Origin of the sequence: Streptomyces sp. NPDC102283 (genome assembly GCF_044766265.1) — a bacterium.
Classification (GTDB): domain Bacteria; phylum Actinomycetota; class Actinomycetes; order Streptomycetales; family Streptomycetaceae; genus Streptomyces.
This window is the reverse complement of the sequence record NZ_JBIWLQ010000005.1, coordinates 224,877-242,531: the sequence shown is the minus strand read 5'-3', so window position 1 is coordinate 242,531 and position 17,655 is coordinate 224,877. Positions and strand designations below refer to the sequence as shown.

Below are 17,655 nucleotides of genomic sequence, written 5' to 3'. Positions count from 1 at the left end.
GAGCCGGCCCGTCCGGTGGGGCGGTCCCTCAGGCGCCCCCGCCGAGCACCAGGACCACATGCTCGTTCTCGCCGTGCCGCTCCGTGCCGGCCGCCGTGAACCCGCACTTCTCCAGCAGGCGTACCGAGCCGGTGTTCCCGGCGACGGGGTCCGCGTACAACGGGCGGGCCGTCTCCCGCTCCAGGAACGCGGTCAACGCGCGGGTGCCGACGCCCCGGCCCCAGTACGGACGGCCGAGCCAGTAGCCGATTGTGCGCCGCTCGCCGTCCCACCAGGCCACGATGTTCCCCGCCGTGGCGCCGTCCACGACGACCGTCTGCACGAGGTTGGCGGGGTCCCCCAGCACCTTCGACGTCCAGTGCGCCATGAACGCCTCCCGCTCCCGGGGAGGGAAGCGCGATCTCCGGACCGCCTCCGGGTCGTGCTCGTACGCGAGGAAGAACTCCAGGTCCGCCGGCTCGACATCCCTGAGACGCACACTGTTCTCCATGCCGACCGAGTCTGGCACCCGCCACTGACAATCGGCCCGGCCGCTCAGCGCGGGGTGGCCAGCACCTGGGTCCAGTAGGGGCCGCGCGGGGAGTCGGCGATGCCCACGCCCACGTGGACGAAGTCGCAGTTGAAGATGTCGTCGTCGCGGCCCGGACTGTCGCGCCACTCCTCGACGACCGCGGCCGGATCGCTCGTGCCGGTCGCGATGGTCTCCCCGACGGCCGACCAGTCGTAGCCCGTGGCGTCGACCCGGTCGCCCGCGCCCCGGCCCGAGGAGTCGGTGTGGTCGAAGTAGCCGTGCGCGGCCATGTCCTCGGAGTGCCGCTGGGCCACCTCGGTCAGCCGGGGGTCCGTCTCCAGCTCCGGGCAGCCGTTCGCGGCGCGCAGGCTGTTGACCCGGGTGACCACGCCGGCCTCCGGGCGGGGGCGCGGCTCGGCGGGCTCGGGCGGAGCGGAGGGCGACGGGGAGGCGGTGGGCGGCCGGGTGGCGGCGGTGCGGCTCGGCGGCGGCGAGGGCGGGGCCGTGGTGGGCGTGGGGAGCGGCTCGGCGGGGGCGGCCGCGGGCGGCGGGGCCGAGGGGCTGCGCGTGACTCCTCCCCCGCCCCGGGCTTCGGGCGGAGCGGGGGCGGAGGGCCAGATCAGTACGGCCAGGGCCGTCACGGCGGCCGCGCCGGCTATGAGCCCCGCCGCCTTCCCGGCCGAGAAGGCGGCGGAGGCGGAGGGGCCGGAGGTGAGCGGGGCGGAGGCGAGCGGCGCGGAGGCGGCCGGGGCGGTCGCGGACGCGGCGGCCGGGGCTGCCGACGAGGCGAAGGCCACCGCCGCCTGCTGCCCGCTGTCGTAGAGCGGCACCACCAGGGCGAGCCCGGAGAGCAGCCCCTCCGGCGGGACCAGCCCCGCACTGCCGTCGGAGCAGGAGGCGCAGCCCCGTACATGGCGGGCGATCCGCTTGCGCCACAGCGGCGTCGGCGTACCGTCCCAGTCGCCCAGCAGGTCCTGGAGGGCCGGGCAGCGCGGGTCGGACGCCAGGGCCCGGACGACCGCGCGGCCGACGTCGAGCTGGTTCTTCACCCGCTGGACGCGTACGGCGGCGTGCTGCGGGGAGAGGCCGAGCGCCTCGGCGAGTTCGGGCCGGGTGAGGTCGCCGGTCGTCTCCAGCCACCACAGGGACAGCACGTCGCGCTCGGAGTCGTCCAGCCAGCGGGTGGCCTCGGCCGTCTCGCGCCGCTGGCCGGAGAGTTCGAGGCGCAGGATCGTCAGGTCGACGAAGTCGGCGGCGGGGTCGGCGGGCTCCTCGGCCGCCTCCAGCGGGGCGGGCCGGTGGCCGAGACCGGACCAGCGGCTGCGGACCTGGTTCATGGCGATGGCGACGAGCCAGGACCGGAAACGGGACGGATCGCGCAGCGAGGGCAGCCCGGACAGCGCCCGGAGCATGGTCTCCTGCACCACGTCGTCCACGTCCGGATGGCCGTTGAGGGCGCGCCCGACGACGTTGTAGACCAGGGGGAGGTACTGGGCGGCCAGCCGGTCCCCGGCGGCCCGGTCGCCCTCCCGTGCCGCGATGACCAGAGCGATGCCGTCCACGTCGTTCACGCCCTTCGTTCGGTCCGCACCGGGATGTGGGACAGGTCACCCCTGAGGGTTTTGTTATCCGTCCCCCGTCCGGTGGTCAACCAGTATGCGGGGGCCCGTAGGCCGTCCCGCCGAGAGAGTGCCGGGAACGGGAGGGACATGTCGAGCGATACGGACACCGAGGCGCAGGTGACCGAGGCGCAGGTCACCGAGGCCCACGCCACCGCGGCGCGGACGGGCGAGGCCATCACCGCCTCGGCCCTGCACGCGGCGGCGACCGGCGCCGACACCTTCCCCGGGGCCCTGCGGGAGGCCCTGAACCGCCGCGGGCTCTCCCTGGAGCGGGTCAGCGAACGGCTCAGGGTGCGGGGCATCGCCATCAGCCAGGCCACCCTCAGCAGTTGGCAGCGCGGCCGCAGCCAGCCCGAACGGGCCCGGTCCCTGCGGGCGGTGGACGTGCTGGAGGAGATCCTGGAACTGCCCGCCGGAACCCTGCGCTCGCTGCTCGGACCGCGCCGGCCGCGCGGCCGGATCACGCCGCCCGGCGCGGAGGGCGCGGCGCTCCAGATCCTCGGCGAGGACTCCGTGGTGGAGAAGGCGCTCGGCGCGCGCTTCCGCCACTTCAACCAGGAGACCAGCTCCCTGATGGTCCACGACATCGTGCGGATGGGAGAGAGCGGCACCCTGAGCGCGATCTCCACCACGAACGTGCTGCGGGCCAGCCGGGCGGGGGCCGACCGGGCGATCTTCGTGCTCAGTTTCGACGACGAGGCGGCCGAACCGGTCGACATCAGGGTCAGCTGCGGACGCCTCGCCGAGGCCACCTACCTGAAGGGGCTCAAGTCCCTGGTGCTGGAGATCCACTTCGGCCGGGAGCTGGCCAAACTGGACACGACGGTGGTGAGTTACGCGGTCGAGGTGAGCCCGTCCGAGATGCCTGCCACCCACTACGAGCGCTGGTCGCGGACCAATCTCCACGAATACCTCCAGCAGGTCTTCTTCCACCCCGGCGCCCTGCCGTCGGACTGCCACCGCTACGTCCGGGAGAAGGTCGGCGACCCGCCCCGCGCCCGGCGGCGCATCCCGTTGAGCGAAGCGCACGACGTCCACGTGCTCACCTCCCGGTGCAAGCCCGGCGTCCACGGGGTGGCGTGGGACTACGGGACGGGAACAGGTGGAACGGGAGACCGCCCAGGATGAGTGGACGGCCTCCCGCGTGGGGGGTGGCCTTCGGCCGGTCCGGATCCGTCGTCCGGCTACTTGGTGTTGAGCGTCAGCCCGTAGTACGCGAGGGCGTCGTCGAGCGGCTGGAAGTAGGAGGAGCCGGGCGAGTTGACCTGGCCGTTGCAGCGCTGGTTGCTGGGACCGCCGGACGTCATGCCCTGGGCCTGGTCACCGGAGATGTACGCGCCTCCGCTGTCCCCTCCCTGGGTGCAGACGCTGGAGCTCGCCAGGCCGGTCACGACGGTGTCCGGGCCGCCGTTCTGGTCGGTGTAGGTGACGCTGACGTTGTACGAGCCGACCTTGCCGCAGGTCCAGTTGGTGGTCTGGCCGGACTTGCAGAGCGCCGCGCCGGACGGGGCCCGCTTGCTGCCCCTGACCGGGACGGTGCCGGCCCGGCCGTACGTGGTGACGTCGAGGCCGATCGAGTGGCCCGCGTCGACGGAGGCGATACCCATGTCGACGCTGCGGGTGCCCAGCGCGAACCGGGTGTGGGTGCCCTTGGCGAACCGGGTGCCGTTGTAGGCCAGCGCGGGCAGGTCCTCGATGCAGTGCCCGGCGGTCACGAGCACCTGCTTGCCGCCGCGGTCCTTGGCGCCGTAACCGACGGAGCAGAGATAGCCGTTGAAGGTCATCCGGCTGCCGGGCGGGACGACGGCCTGGGTCTCCAGCTTCTCCTGGCCCTTCACGACGCGTACGGCGTCGCCGTTGCTCCTCGCCGCCTCGAGGAAGCTGCGGGTCGCGGCGTCGGAGTCGCCGTTGACCTCGACGGTCACGGTGTCCGACGCGAGGTCGACCGACCACGCGGACACCCCGGCCGGGGCGCTCCCGAGCGCCTCGGCGTCGAGCCGCGCCTTGATCCGGTCCAGCTCGCTCTCGCCGCGCTCGGGGACGCGGGCCTTGAGCCCCGCGGCCCGGACGTCCACCGCCGCTTCGGCGTCGGCGGCGTTGACGACCAGCGAACCGTCCTCGGCGAAGAAGGCCCCGAGCGTGTCGACCCGGTCCTTCCGCAGCTCCGCGAACCGGTCCTGCTGGTCGGCCTCGCGGTCCAGCCGCCGCACCGCGGCCTTCTCGCTGACGCCCAGGGTGGTGGCGAGCGCCTTCACCATCTCCGGCTGGTACGCCGGAGCCGAGGGGGACGAGGGCTCCGACGTCGTACCGGCATAGGCTCCCGTGGCGACTCCGGCCGACAGGAGGACGCCGATCGAGGCGGCCACGACGGATCTGCGCGCGTTCTTCTTCCTGCTGTGCTTCACGCGATTCCTTCCGCTACGCAGGCAAGCGTCCAGACAATGGGGGGGTGGCCACACCGCGCCTGGGGAAGCGCGACGTGTTCCATGGACACTGCCCGGCGGCGATGACATGTTCCTGTCGCCGCGCCTCGAACTCTGGCGCAGCCGTAACTGCCTCGACAAGAAGTGGCGGTGGGGCTCTTTTCTACAGAACTGGCCGAGAACTGTAGAGAAACCCGGCGGAGACATGGTGGAACGGCGGCAGCGGCCGGTGAGGGTTCACCGCGCCGGAGAGCCGCCGGCCCCCCGTCGCCTCCGGAGCGCCGGCGTCAGCGCGGCCGCTGCCAACGCTGCCAGAGCCGCCGTCACGAAGGCCGTCCGGAAACCCGCCGCGGACGGTACGAGCGACGCCGTCCCGGCGACCGACGCGGCGTCCCAGTCACGCGACAGGATCTCGGTCATGACGGCACTGGACACCGTCATGCCGATGGAGCGCATCAGTGTGTTGAGGCCGTTGGCCGCCGCCGTCTGCTCGGGCCGGACGTCGGCCACGATCAGGGCCGGCATCGCGGCGAAGGCGAAGGCGAGTCCCGCCCCGACGACGACCGATACGGCGACCACCCCCCAGACCCCGCCCCACAACGGGACTCCGGCCGCGTAGCCGAGCCCCATGACCGCGGCGCCGCAGCCCAGCGTGGACCGGGCCCCCCACCGCGCGCAGGCCCCCGCCGCCCGGGGCGAGAGCAGCATCATCACCACGCCCGCGGGCGCCAGGCAGAATCCGGCGCTCACCATGGAGAGTCCGGAGCCGTACCCCGTCGCGCGGGAGAGCTGAAGGATCTGAGGAAGGATCATCGACAGGGCGAACATGGAGAAGCCGACGAGCAGCGCGGCGACATGGGTGGCGAGCAGGGATCTCCCCACGGACGCGCGCAGATCGACCAGAGGGTCCGGGCGCCGGAGTTGGTGGTGCACCCACACCCGGCCGATCACCGCGGCACCGCCGAACGCGCCGAGCGTGTACGGACCGGTCCAGCCCCACTCGGTCCCCCGTGAGATCCCCAGCAGGAGCAGGGTCAGCACGACGGTGAGACCGAACGCGCCCACATGGTCGAACCTGCCGCCCGTCGCGCGGGGCGAGGCGGGCACGCACCAGCGGACCAGCAGGAGGTTGGCCACACTCGTCACGGTCGCCAGCCAGTACACGGCGTGCCAGTCGACGTACTGCGCCATGAACGCGGCCAGCGGAAACCCCAGGGCGCCGCCGAGCCCGACCGACGAACTCATCAGGGCGAGGGCGCGGCCCAGCCGCTCGGGGGCGACCTCGTCCCGCATGACGCTCAGGCCGAGCGGCAGGATGCCCGCCCCGGTGCCCTGGAGGGCCCGGCCGACGACGAGCACGAGGACCGAGTCGGCCACGGCGCACAGCAGCGAGCCGGCGACCATCAGGGACAGGCACCACAGCATGACCCTCCGCTTGCCGTACATGTCCCCCAGCCGCCCGCTGATCGGCGTACAGACAGCGGCGGCGAGCAGGGTCGCGGTGACGGCCCAGGAGGCGTTCGACGGCGAGGTGTGGAGGACCTCGGAGAGCCGGGGGAGCATCGGCACGGGCAGGGTGTTCATGAGGGAGACCGAGGTGCCGCACGACGCGAGGGCCGGGACGAGGGCGCGCCCGCGGACACCCGATGACCCGGGGCGCGGCCCTGTGGTCACCGTCATCGGCTCCCGGGGCCCTTCGTGGGCCGGGACAGCCCGCGCGCCATCGCCCGCAGGGTCGGTTCCCGTACGAAGTCGGCCATCGGGTACTGGACGCCGAACGCGTCGCGGACCCGCGTGAGAACCCGCACGGCCCGCAGCGAGTTGCCGCCGAGGTCGAAGAAGGACCGGTCGCCGGGCAGGGACGCGACACCCAGTTCGTCGCACCACAGGTCGTGCAGCACCTGCTCGGTCGCGTCGGGCGCGTCGGCGCCGGGAACGGGCGGCGGGGGCTCCGGCAGCCGGTCGACGGCGATCTTGCCGCTCGGCCCCACCGGCAGACGGGGTACCCGCACCCACCGCTCCGGTACGAGGTAGTCCGGCAGCACCGCTCGCAGCGCGGCGCGCAGGGGGTCGGCCCAGTCGGTCCCTCCGGCCGGCTCCCCGGCGAGGACCACATGGGCCACCAGGGTGTTCTCACCCCTCTCGTCGGTCCGCACCGTCACGGCGGCGTCCCGCACTCCGTCCAGGCGGCACAGTGCGGACCGCGCCTCGCCGGGCTCCACCCGGTGGCCGCGCACCTTCACCTGGTCGTCGAGCCGCCCGACGAACTCCAGCACCCCGTCGCCGCGTCGACGCACGAGGTCCCCGGTCCGGAACAGCCGCTCGCCCGGAACCAGCGGGTGGGTGACGAACCGTTCGGCCGTGAGCCCCGGGTCACCGAGATATCCCGCGGCGGGCGCCTCGCCCCCGATGTGGAGCTCACCGACGGCTCCCACCGGAAGGTGCCTCCCCGCCGCGTCGAGCACATGGGCCGTGACTCCGGATAGGGGCCGCCCGATCGGCACGGGCTGCCCGTCCCGCTCCGTCACCTCGTGCGACGTGACGATGACCGACGCCTCGGTCGGACCGTACTGGTTGAAGAGCCGCAGCCCCGGGTGGGCGTCCAGGAAGGCGCGCAGCCCGGGCGTGACCAGCAGGGGCTCCCCGGCCGCGCACACCTCCTTCAGGGAGGGCACGCGCAGTCCGTACCCGGTCACGTACTTCAGGGGCGTGGAGGGGAGGTGGAGCCGTTCGACCTGGTGCCGGTCGAGAAGCTTCTCCAGGACGGCGGGGTCCGCTCGCGCCTCGTCCGGCACGGTGACGAGCGCGGCGCCGGAGGCCAGCGTCGTGAAGATCTCCTGGACGCTGACGTCGAACCCCGCCGACGTCCACTGGGCGGTGCGCAACGGCTCGTTCTCGCGCAGGTGCCAGCGCACCAGGTTGACCGGCCCCCGGTGCGGAACCCGCACGGCCTTGGGGCGGCCGGTCGAGCCCGAGGTGTAGATGAGGTAGGCGATGTCGTCCCGGGCGTCGGGCCACCCGGCGGGATCGGCGGAGTCGACGGGATCGGTGGAGTCGACGGAGCTCGTGGCGGTCCCGTCGAGGGCGAGCGCGGCGTCATCGGCGTGCAGGTCCTCCGTCAGGCCCTCCAGCCCCGGATGCGCCTCGCGGAAATCCGCGTCGCTGACGACCAGCACGGCCTCGCTGTCGGCGACGAAGTGCTCCAGTCGGGCCGTCGGCACGGCCGGGTCCAGGGGAAGGTAGGCCGCTCCCGCCCTGAGCACGGACAGCAGGGCGACGACGAGCCCCGCTCCGCGCGCCATCCCGACGGCGACGATGTCGCCCCGGCCGACCCCCCGGCCGGCGAGCCCGCGCGCCAGCCGGCCGGCGGCGGCGTCCAGCTCCGCGTACGTGAGGACCGCGTCGCCGTCGATGACCGCGGGCTCGTGCGGTGTGGCGCGTGCCTGGTCCCGGACGAGTCCGTGCAGCGTGGCCGGCGCCTCCGCGGCCGCCGGGCCCTGCCAGGCGGCGAGCAGATCCCGGTCCGCTTCGGTGAGGGCCGTCAGGTCGGCCGGCCGTACATCGGGGTCCGCGCAGCCGCGCTCCAGGGCCCGCGCGACGTAGTCGAGCAGCCGCCGCACGGTGGCCTCTTCGTAGAGGTCCGCGCGGTACTCCACGGTGCAGCGCAGCCCGCCGTCGTGCCGGGCGAGGTACAGGGTCAGGTCGAACGGCGCCCGGTCACTGGGTACGTCGAGGATCTCGGCCCGGACCGCCGGCTCCGCGAACTCCGTGCCCGTGTGCTTCTCGTACTCCACCATCACCTGGAACAGCGGGTTCGCCCCGGCCACCCGGGGCGGGTTGAGCGCGGTCACCAGATCGTCGAACGAGACGTCCTGGTGGTCGTACGCACGGGTGCTGCGCTCCCGCACCCTGCGGACCAGGCCGCCGAATCCGGGCTCGCCGGAGAGATCGATCCGCAGCACCACGGTGTCCACGAAGAGACCGACCGCGTCCTCCGTCCCCGCGGGCCGGTTGGTCACCGCGGTCCCGAGCAGCACGTCCTCCTGCCCGCTCATCCTGCCCAGGACGGCGCCCACGGCCGCCACGAGCACCATGAACGGCGTGGCTCCCCGATCGCGGGCGAACGCCGAGAGCCGGTCGGCCAGGTCCGGGCCGAACTCGTGGACGAGATGGGCGCCCCGACCGGCCGCCTGCCCGGACCGCGGGCGGTCGGTCGGCAGTGCGAGCGCAGGTGCGCCGTGCAGCTCCCGCACCCAGAAGGCGAGCCCGTCCTCCCGGCCGCCGGCCCCCGGCGACGACGGCGCGCCGCCGACCGGCACCGGAGGAAGACCGGCGGGCAGTCCGGGCCAGGCCCGGTAGCACGCGCCCAGGTCCCGGACGAACACCCGCGTCGAGAACGAGTCGAAGACGATGTGGTGCGCGTGGAGGTACAGCAGGTGCTGCTCGTCGGAGAGCCGGATCAGGCGCGCGAGCAGGAGCGGGCCGCGGGCCAGGTCGAACACGGTGTGCCGTTCCGCCCGTACCGCCTCGGCGAGCGCTTCCTCCACCGGGACGCCCTCCCGGTCGATGACCGGGCAGGGCACCGGGGCAGCGGGCCGGTCGAACCGGCGTACCTCACCGTCGCTCTCGCGGAAGACGGCCCGCAGCTGCGGATGGCGGGCGACGACCCGGTCGAGTGAGTCCTGCAGCGCGCCGTGGTTCAGGCGCCCGGTCAGGAGGATGCCCTTCGGCTCGTGGTAGTCGTTGCTCCCCGGGTACATCTGTTCGAGCAGCCACAGGCGGCGCTGCGCCGGAGGGACCGGCACGCCCGCATCGCGTACGGGCACCGAAGCGGTGGCGGGCCGAGGGAGAGGGGCGACGGGCCCGACGACCGGCGTCACCGGGGAGGGCACGGGCGGGATTCCGGTGCCCCCGGCAGCCTGCCGCTCGTTCAGCTCGCGGATCAGCGGCAGGCCCGCCGCCATCAGCTCCGGCGCCATGCCGAAGTCGACGAAGCACGCGATCTCGTCGGCCCCCGCGTCGCGCACGGCCTCGACGATCGGCGCGCCGCTTTCGACCGTGCCGATCAACGCCCGGCTCTCGCAGTAGCGTTCGTACGCGCGCCGCAGCAGGAAGTCGACGTCCTCCGGCGCCGTACGTTCCAGATCGGCGTCCAGCCCGAGGCTGTTCGCCATTCGGTCGAACAGCGACAGCGACGACCGCAGATAGGAGACGAAGGGAGCGGCGGCCTCCTCGCGCGCCTCGGCGAGGTCCTCTCCCAGGTAGGTGTGCAGCAGCACCACCACCCGGCCGCCGGCGGGATCAAGGCCGCCTTCCTCCCGCGTGCACCGGTAGAGGGCGATGTTGTCCGCCAGCTCCGCCACGCTCTGGGACATCAGGTTGGTGACGATGCCCAGGCCCTGGAGCGCGGCGCGACGGTAGCTCTCCGGGTTGTCGACCACCGCGGCGAACAGGGGGATGTCGTCCTGCACCGGACGCGGGTACAGCGTGACCTCGGTGGGCTCGCCCGTTCCCGAGACCGCGGACAGGCGGCCGCCGGACCAGAGGGTACGGACGTCCTCCAGCTGCTCGTACATCAGCTCCCGGTGGCGGCCGAAATTGCCCGGCGCCAGGACGAAGTCCCGCGCGTGCCACCCGGAGGCGATGCACACGCCCGCACGGCCGTCGGAGAGGTTGTCCACCATGGCCCACTCCTCCGCGACCCGGATGGGGTGGTGCAGGGGGAGGACCACCGACCCCGCGTGCAGCCGGACGCGTGAGGTGCGGGTGGCGAGCGCCGCCGCGAGGACCGAGGGGTTGGGGAAGAGACCGCCGAAGGAGTGGAAGTGCCGCTCGGGCAGCCACACGGTGTGGAAACCGTTGCGGTCGGCGAACTCCGCCGCGTTCAGGAGGTTCTCGTAGCCGCCCGCGCCCTGGTGGTCCGGGTAGTCGCCGAAGAAGTAGAGGCTGAAGTCGAGGGCCGCCCGCCGGGCACCGGCCCCGGCCCCGGCCACCGGTCGCCGGAGCGGGGCCGCGGGAGCTTTCCCGGCCGCCGGGGCCCCGGCCGCAGGAGCCCTGGCCGCCGGGACCCTGGCCGGTGTGTCCGCAGGCGCGGCGGCCTTCGCGGCGGCCTTCGCGGTGGCCTTCGCGGTGGCCTTCTCCGACGTGACTGCCGGTCGGGCCGGCGCGACGGGAAGGGCGGGGCGTGTCGTGGGCAGCTTGTCCAGCTGGCGTTCCATGAGGCCGGTGACCTGCCGGACCAGGTTGTCGACCACCTCCAACTGCGTACGGAGGAGGGAGCCGACGCCCTCCGGGTCGGCCGACGCCGACAGCGCCGGGGCGGCCGGACCGCCCTCGGGCACCTGCTCCTGGACCGCCGGTTCCGGAACCAGCGGTTCCTGTACCGCGCGTATCCGGACCGCAGGTTCCCGGGCCGCGGGTATCCGGACCGCAGGTTCCTGGACCTCAGGTTCCCGAACCGCGGGTCGCGGGCCGCTGTCCCGTACCGCCCCGGCGCCGGAGCGCGAGGAGGCCACGGCCTGGGCCAGCGCGCGCGGGGTCGTCCAGGTGTCGAACAACTCCCGTACCGGCACGCGCAGTCCGTGCTCACGTTCCACGTCGCGCGCCAGGGCGACCAGTGTCAGCGAGTCCCCGCCCAGCGCGATGAACTCGGTGTCGGCCTCCACGTCGTCCGGGCGCAGTCCGAGGTGTCGCGCCGCCAGGGTGGTCACTGAGGTGAGGAGCTCGTCGGGCATGTCGGTGTCCCTTTGCTGTTCGAGACGTTCACGCGGCGCCCGGGTCAGGTCGGTGTCCCGGAAGTCACGGCGCTGGAAGGGGGTCGTGGGCAGCGGCACACGGCGCACGGAGGTCCGACCGGCGCCGAGGTCCACCGGATGGCCCTGGCAGTACAGTTCACCGGCCGCCAGGAGCGCCGACCGCGCCGGGTCGCCGGAGCGGTCCACCGTGGGAATCCACCGCAGGTGGGGCAGCGCCCTCCGGCCGAGGACGGTCAGCTCGTCGCGCGGACCGACCTCGACGACGCTCGGCGCGCCCGTACCGGACAGCGACCGGAGCTGGAGGTCGAACCGTGCGGTACGGCGGGCCTGGTCCACCAGGTGCCGGGGGGCGATCGTCGAACCGGCCGGATGAACGGTGCCGTCGGTACCGGCGATCAGGGCGATCTCCAGGCGGCCGAGCGCACACGCCCGGACGGACCGGGCGTACGGGTCGAGGACCGGGTCGATGAGTGCCGAGTGGAAGGCGCGGTCGACGGCCAGCCGGCGGGCGGGGACGTCCTCTCCCCGCAGCAGGCGCTCCGCGTGCGCGATCGCGTCCGGGGTTCCGCTCAGCACCACGGAGTCGGCTCCGTTGCGAGCACCGATGTCGAGCCCACAGGTCCGGGCGACGCGCCGCGCCTCGGCCTCACCGAGCCGCGCGGCCAGCATCGCCCCCTCCGCCGTACCCTCCGCCATCAGCCGTCCCCGCGCGGCGGTCAACCGGACCCCGTCGTCGAGGGAGAGCCCGCCGGCGGCGTGAAGTGCCGCGATCTCGCCGAGGCTGTGGCCCAGCACGTGCCCCGGTACGACGCCGAGCGCCCGCCAGTACGCGGTGAGCGCCGCCTGAAGGGCGAACAGGGCGGGTTGGGCGAGCCGGGCGGGCAGCGGGGCGCCCGGGGTCCCCCGGAGCAGAGCCTCCAGCAGCCCGGCGCCGTGCTCGTCGGTGTGGACCCGGTCGCAGTGGTCCAGGACGTCCCGCACCGCGGGAATCGCCTCGTAGAGCTCCCTGGCCATGCCGTACACGGCGGTCCCCTGGCCGGAGTAGGCCAGCACGACATCCGTGCCGGCCGACGCGGCCGGTCGTCCCGTCCGGTGGAGCGGACCCCGCTCGCGCGGCGGCCCCGCGGCCAGCCCGTCGAGTGCCTCCAGCAACTGGGCTTCGGACGCCACGACGGCCACGGCCCGGACGGACCGCGCCGGCCGGGCCGCGAGACTCGCCGCGACGGCCGCGACGCCGGTGCCCGGACGGGCCCGCAGCCAGTCGCCGACGTCGGCGGCGAGCCGGCCGAGCGCCTGCTCGGTCGGGGCGGTCAGCGGCACGGCGACGGGGTGGCTCCCGCGGTCGGCGCTTCGGCCGGACGCCGCCGCCTCGGGTGCGGACTCCACCACGACGAACGCGTTGGTCCCGCCGACGCCCAGGGCGTTCACACCGGCCCGCAGCGGTGCGCCGGGGCGGGCCGGGGACAGCGGCTCGTGCGCGGTGGCCAGGCGGAGCGGGCTGCCGGAGAGGCCGAGCGCCGGGTTCGGGGTGCGGAGGTTCCCCGAGGGGACGACCGCCCGGTGCCGGAGCATCAGCAGCACCTTGATCAGCCCCGCCATGCCCGCGCAGGTGTCGAGGTGCCCGATGTGCCCCTTGACCGAACCCACCGCGCAGTGGCCGGTCCTGGTCGAGGTGGCGGCCAGGGCCCGGGAGAGGGCCGCGAACTCGACGGGGTCGCCGATCGGGGTGCCGGTGCCGTGCGCCTCGATGTATCCGAGGTCGTCGCCGGTGATACCGGCCCGCCGCAGCGCCGTGCGTACGACGTCGACCTGGCCGTCGACGCTGGGCGCGGTGAAGCCGATCTTCCGGGCGCCGTCGTTGTTCACGGCCGTACCGGTGATCAGGCCCAGGACGGGGTCGCCGTCGGCCAGGGCCGCCGACAGGGGCTTGAGCAGGACGGCGGCGACGCCGTTGCCGCCCACGGTGCCGTCCGCGTCGGCGTCGAAGGGGCTACAGGCGCCGGTCGGGGACAGCACCGCGTCCGGGTGGGACACATACCCCGACTCCTGCGGCAGGTGGACGGCCGCCGCTCCGGCGAGGGCCATGTCCGCGTCGCCGCCGCGCAGCGCCTGCACGGCGAGGTGCACGGCGACCAGCGAGGTGGAGCAGGCCGTCTGCACCGACAGGGCGGGGCCGGTGAGGCCCAGCCGGTAGGCCGCGCGCGTCGCCAGGAAGTCCGGCGTCCCGCCGATCGCGGCCCGCATCGACGTGGTGAGATCCCCCTCCGCGGGAGCCTCCTGCCCCCTCTGGTAGTCGACCAGGTTCATTCCGGAGCCCGCGTAGACACCGATGCGGACACCGTCGCGCGGTTCGGCGTGACCGGCGGATTCCAGGGCCTCGTAGGCGCACTCCAGGAACAGCCGGTGGCCGGGGTGGGTAAGCGCGGCCTCCGCCGGGCTCATGCCGAAGAACGGCGGGTCGAAGGCGTGGACACCGTCCAGGACGCCTGCCACCGGCCGCCGCGCGGGATCGGTGACCGCCGCGCGGGAGAGCCCGGCGGCGCGTTGCTGGTCCGGGGTGAAGGTGGTCAGACGGTTGCGGCCGTGTCGCAGGTCGTCCCAGAAGCTGTCCGGGTCACCGGCCCCGGGGAAGCGCAGCGCCATGCCGATGACGGCGACCGGCTCCTCGGCGTCCGTCGCGCGCGGGTGGGGCCGCGTGCCGGACGCCGATGGGCCGGCGGAGACCGGGGCCGGGGTGGCCGGGGCCGGGGTGGCCGGGGCCGAGCCCAGGTGGGCCGCCAGGCGCGCGATCGTGTGATGCTCGAACAGGGCGGACATCGGCAGCTCACGGGCGAACTCCCGTTGCAGGAGCCGGCTCAGCCGCCCCAGCATCACCGAGGTGACGCCCAGCTCGCGCAGCGGAACACGGTCGTGCGCGGCGTCCACGGCGGCCCCGTCGTCGAGCACCTCGCGGACCGCCCGCCGTACCCGCTCGACCGTGCCGGGGGCCGCGGCCGCCCCCGGTCCCGAGGCGCTCCGGCGCTCCGGCTCCCCGCCGGGCGCGGGGAGCAGCGCGGCGAGGGCGGCCCGGCGGATCTTGCCGCTGGAGGTGCGCGGCAGCTCGGCGGCGGTGAGGCCGACGACGTGACGCGCGACCAGGCTCAGCCGTCGGGCGAGCTCGGCGCGCACGGCCGTGATCACTTCCGGCGCCGGGGCCCCGCCGCCCGTGCCGGCCAGGAACACCGCCAGCGCCTCACTGCCCGTCGCCGGGTCGGGGACGCCGCACACGGCGACGGCCGTGCCGGACACCCCGGGCACGGCGGCCACCACGGCCTCGATCGCGTGGCAGTAGTGGTTCTCGCCGTTGAGGACGACGATGTCCTTCCGGCGCCCGGTCATGACGACCCGGCCGCCGCTGACGTAGGCCAGGTCACCGCTGTCGAACCATGCTCCCGGCGCGGTCCCCCCGGGGAAGGCCAGGGAGTTGGCCTCGTCGTCCCCCAGGTAGCCGGGGGTGATCCGCGCCGATCTCACCTGGAGCCGGCCCACGGTCTCCTCCGGCAGCACGTGTCCGTGGTCGTCCACGACGCGTACGTCGGCGCCCGGTGCCGGGCGTCCCACGCCGACCAGACGCAGGGCGTCCGGCGCCGGGGCGTCCAGGTGCCGGACCCGTCCGTCCGGCCCGAGCGCCACTCGCTGGACGCTGCCGGGTTCCCCGTATCTGCCCCAGGTGATTCCGGTGCAGGTCTCGGACATGCCCCAGCCCGCCACGAAGCAGTCGCCGGGCACGCCGAAGGGCGCGGTGGCGGCCAGCAGAGCGTCCACCACCTCCGGCAGGATCTGTTCCCCGCCGCTGACGAGCGTGCGGATGGCCGACAGGTCCCAGTCGCGGCCGGGCTGTTCGGCCAGGGCCCCCCTGAGCAGTTGGTAGCCGAAGGTGGGCGCCCAGGTGTGCCGTACCCGGTGCTCCGCGCACAGGTCCAGCCAGGACAGCGGGGCCCCGAGCACCAGGGGCGCCGGGACGTGCACATTGGTGCTGTGGGTGTGCACGGGCAGCAGGTGGTAGAGCAGCAGGCTGGCGCTGTGGTCCACCGGCAGCCAGTTGAGCGTGGCTTCACCGGTCCGCCAGCCCAGGGCCTCGCGCGAGCCCTGGACGAAGTCGAGCAGCCCGGCGTGGGTCAGCGGAATGACCTTGGCGCGCCCCGTGCTCCCCGAGGAGAGCAGGAGCAGCGCCGTCGACGCCGGATCGGCGGGGGCTCGCCCGGCCCGGGCGGCCGGCCGGGGAAGGGCTTCCGCCTCCTGGCGGCACCGGTCGGCGTCGAGCAGCCGGACACGGGCGTCGAGCCCCGCCGCCCGGAGTCGCGCCGCGCCGGCCGCGTCGGTCACCAGCCGGGGGCCGTCGAGCAGCGCGCAGGCCTGGACGGTTCGCTCGGCCGTCCGGAGCCGTGCCGCCTCGTCGCCGCCCTCGACCGCCAGCGGCACCAGCCCGCCGCCGAGACACGCCCACAGGAAGGGGAAGAAGTCCGGCAGGGCCAGGCCGTGGAGGACCACCGTGTCTCCCGGCACACAGCCGTGCTCGCGCAGGACGGCGAGCAGCGCGTGGGACCGCTCCAGCAGTTCCGGATAGGGGGTCAGCACCGCCCGGCCGTCCTCGTCCACCGTCAGCACGCCCCGGTCCGGGGCCTTGGACGCGGCTTCGGCCAGCAGCAGGCCGACGTCGGCGGGCACCGGGTGGTCCCGGGTGAGCGCGGGACCGCTGCACAGGGCGGGCGGCGGCGTACGGTCGGTCGGGCCGGTCGTCTCCCGCGGGGCCATGTCGTCCGTCTCCCTCACGGGCCTCACCGGGTCCGGCGCCAGTAGGCGCCGACGCCGTCGATGTCGTGCAGGGGTTCGGTGACGCCGTGCCGGTCCCGGAAGTCGTGCACGGCCTGCCGGCAGACGTCGATGATGTAGTCGTCGACGATCACGAATCCGCCGGGCGAGAGCTTCGCGTACAGGTGGTCCAGGGCGACCGTGGTCGACTCGTACAGATCGCCGTCCAGCCGGATCAGCGCGAGATCACCGACCGGGGCCGAGGGCAGCGTGTCCTTGAACCAGCCGGGCAGGAAACGCACTTGGTCGTCCAGTAGACCGTAGGTGCGGAAGTTGCGCCGTACGGTGTCCAGCGGGACGCCCATGACGTCGTTGAAGCGGTGGGTGCCCAGGGCCACGTCTCCGGGGTGGGCGCCTTCGGCGACCTCCGGCATGCCCCGGAAGGAGTCCGCGGCCCAGACGGTCCGGTCGGTGACCCCCCAGGCCTGGAGCACCGCCCGCATGAAGATCGAGGTCCCGCCGCGCCACACCCCGGTCTCGATGAAGTCGCCCGGGACGCCGTCGCGCAGCACCTGCTCCGCACAGAACTGCACGTTGTCGAGGCGCCGCGCTCCCACCATGGTGTGCGCCTGGCTCGGCCAGTCGAGGCCGGTGCTGCGGCTGACGGGGTCGAAGACGGCGTTCGGGGACCACTCGCTGGGCAGCGGGGCGTCCTCGTACACGACGTTGGTCAGGACCTTCTTCATCAGGTCCAGGTACCGCTCACGATTCGCGTCCGGGCCCATGTCCACCTGTCCCCCGCTCAGTTCCTCGCTCAGTTCCTCGCTCAGCATGCGTGCCATCTCCTCGGGGCGCTCCGTGACCAGGGAGTGCCCCGCGTCGGCGATGCGCCGTACCCGTAGTGGCCGGCCCGCGGCCTCCTGCCACTCCGCGGCGGTCCCTCCGTCGGTCAGCGGGTCCGCGGAGCCGAGGAACAGCGCCAGGGGGAAGCCGAGCGGCTCCCCGGCCGGGTCGTACCGGTATCCGGTGAGCAGCCGCGCGTCCTGTCGGACGAGCCCGGTGAAGTAGCCGGCCGCGTCCGCGTCCGCGGCGACCTCCCGGGGTAAGCCGCCCAACGCCACCAGCCGTTCGGCGATCTCCCGGTCGGAGCCCCAGCCGGCCTCGGGCCCGGCGGCGGTGGAGTGCCACCGGGGCCCCGGACAGGCGGAGAGCAGCAGCCGTTCGGGCGGGTCCAGCCCCAACGCATCGTGGTTCCGCGCCACTTCGTAGGCCAGCAGACCGCCCATGCTGTGGCCGAGGAGCGCCCATCCGCCCGGCGGCGCCGCCTCGCGTATCTGCCGGGCGATGTCACGTATCGCCTCGGCGAAGTCGGTGCACGGCCGCTCCCTGGCCCGGGCACCGCGTCCGGGAAGCTCCAGCGGACGCACCTGGAGAGCCCCCGCGAGGTGCCGGGTCAGATCCTGGAAGACGCCGGCGGTGCCACCGGCGTGCGGAACGCAGAACAGCGTCGCTGTCATGTCGGGCTCCTTCGCAGTTCCCCGTCGCTCAGTTGC

General features: G+C 74.2%; 7 protein-coding genes. 1 reads left to right on the top strand and 6 read right to left on the bottom strand.

All coding sequences use genetic code 11. The features are described 5' to 3' along the window. Positions 1-28: 28 nt before the first annotated feature. Complete coding sequence (locus ACIRJT_RS12530; protein WP_403907869.1) at positions 29-490, bottom strand: GNAT family N-acetyltransferase; 462 nt, start codon at positions 488-490, stop codon at positions 29-31. A 44-nt stretch (positions 491-534) separates the two neighbouring features. Continuing rightward, entirely contained in the window at positions 535-2,082 is a 1,548-nt protein-coding gene (locus ACIRJT_RS12525; protein ID WP_403907867.1) for a sigma-70 family RNA polymerase sigma factor, read from the bottom strand. Between the two features lie 138 nt (positions 2,083-2,220). Here ACIRJT_RS12525 and ACIRJT_RS12520 point away from each other — a divergent pair, with 138 nt between their 5' ends. After that, positions 2,221-3,261, top strand: a complete 1,041-nt coding sequence (locus ACIRJT_RS12520) for a helix-turn-helix domain-containing protein (protein WP_403907865.1) — start codon at positions 2,221-2,223, stop codon at positions 3,259-3,261. Positions 3,262-3,317: 56 nt separating this feature from the next. Here ACIRJT_RS12520 and ACIRJT_RS12515 read toward each other — a convergent pair whose 3' ends face one another. The 4 genes from ACIRJT_RS12515 to ACIRJT_RS12500 all read right to left on the bottom strand — a co-directional run bounded on the left by ACIRJT_RS12515 (position 3,318) and on the right by ACIRJT_RS12500 (position 17,619). Then, positions 3,318-4,538, bottom strand: a complete 1,221-nt coding sequence (locus tag ACIRJT_RS12515; RefSeq protein ID WP_403907863.1) for a S1 family peptidase — start codon at positions 4,536-4,538, stop codon at positions 3,318-3,320. Between the two features lie 255 nt (positions 4,539-4,793). Beyond that, complete coding sequence (locus ACIRJT_RS12510; protein ID WP_403907861.1) at positions 4,794-6,140, bottom strand: MFS transporter; 1,347 nt, start codon at positions 6,138-6,140, stop codon at positions 4,794-4,796. Between the two features lie 92 nt (positions 6,141-6,232). Further along, complete coding sequence (locus ACIRJT_RS12505; RefSeq protein WP_403907859.1) at positions 6,233-16,123, bottom strand: amino acid adenylation domain-containing protein; 9,891 nt, start codon at positions 16,121-16,123, stop codon at positions 6,233-6,235. A gap of 5 nt (positions 16,124-16,128) precedes the next feature. After that, complete coding sequence (locus ACIRJT_RS12500; RefSeq protein WP_403907857.1) at positions 16,129-17,619, bottom strand: alpha/beta fold hydrolase; 1,491 nt, start codon at positions 17,617-17,619, stop codon at positions 16,129-16,131. Positions 17,620-17,655: the final 36 nt, after the last annotated feature.